We start from the raw sequence: 1205 nt of genomic DNA, 5'->3' as shown, positions 1-1205 counted from the left end.
CGCGGCCGATGCGCGCGTAATACCGCTCGAGCGATTTCTCGTTCTGCGCATAGGTGCCGTTCACGGCGCTGATGGCGGACACGCCGCAGGCGACCATGTCGATGTCCGCGTGCGTCGAATAACCCTGGAAATTGCGGTGCAGGGTGCCGTCGCGCTGCGCGCGCGCGAGTTCGTCGTCCGGCCTTGCGAAATGGTCCATGCCGATGTACACGTAACCCGCCGCGCCGAGCCGCTCGATGCACAGGCCCAGCATCGCCAGCTTCGTCGCGCCGTCCGGGAGGTCCTCGTCGCGGATCAGCTTCTGCGACTTGAACAGCTGCGGCATGTGCGCATAGTTGTAGACCGAGATGCGGTCCGGCGCCGCGGCGACGACCTTGTCGAGCGTCGCCGCCATCGTCGTCACGTTCTGCAGCGGCAGGCCGTAGATCAGGTCGATGCTGATGGAGCGGAAGCCCGCCTCGCGCGCGGCGGTAATGGCGTCGCGCGTCAGCGCTTCCGGCTGGATGCGGTTGACGGCGCGCTGCACGCCCTCGTCGAAGTCCTGCACGCCCAGCGACAGGCGATTGAAGCCTTGGCGGCGCAACGTGCGGATGCGGGCGGCGTCCACGGTGCGCGGGTCGATCTCGATCGAAAACTCGCCCGCGTCGTCGGCCGCGAACGCGTAGCGGCTGCGCAAATGGCCCAGCAGGTCGCCCATCTGGGCGTCGCTGAGGTAAGTCGGCGTGCCGCCGCCGAAATGCAGCTGCTCGACGACGGCGCCGTCCGCGCACAGCGCGGCCTGCATGTCGATCTCGCGCAGCAGGTAGCCCAGGTACTTCACCGCCTTGCCGTGGTCGTTCGTGATGATCTTGTTGCACGCGCAGTAGTAGCACAGCGATTCGCAGAACGGGATGTGCACGTACAGCGACAGCGGCCTGCCCGGCCGCGCGGCGGCGGCAAACTCGCCGGCGCCGAACGCGGGGGTAAAACGGTCGGCGGTGGGGTACGACGTGTAGCGCGGACCGCGCTGGGTCATGCGGGCGATCAGGTCGGCGTCGAATTCGATGGTGGGATGCATGGTCACTCCGGTTCAGCCTTCGCGGCCGTCGATGCGGGCGGCCGTCAGGTAAGGCACATAGACCGCCAGGTAGGCGAGGAAGGCGGCGCTCCAGCACACGGTGGCGAGCACCAGGCCGGTGTCGCGCCAGGCCGGCACGACGCCGGCC

1 protein-coding gene is annotated in these 1205 nt (G+C 68.4%); it reads right to left on the bottom strand.

The features are described from left to right. On the bottom strand, positions 1-1057 hold a 1057-nt coding region (gene hemN / locus ACEN88_RS32195), incomplete at its 3' end, for an oxygen-independent coproporphyrinogen III oxidase (protein WP_413346278.1). Positions 1058-1205: the final 148 nt, after the last annotated feature.

This window comes from Massilia sp. CT11-108, from assembly GCF_047302915.1.
GTDB lineage: Bacteria > Pseudomonadota > Gammaproteobacteria > Burkholderiales > Burkholderiaceae_D > Telluria > Telluria orientalis.
The sequence above is the reverse complement of the archived record's forward strand: the minus strand, read 5'-3'. Positions and strand labels throughout refer to the sequence as shown.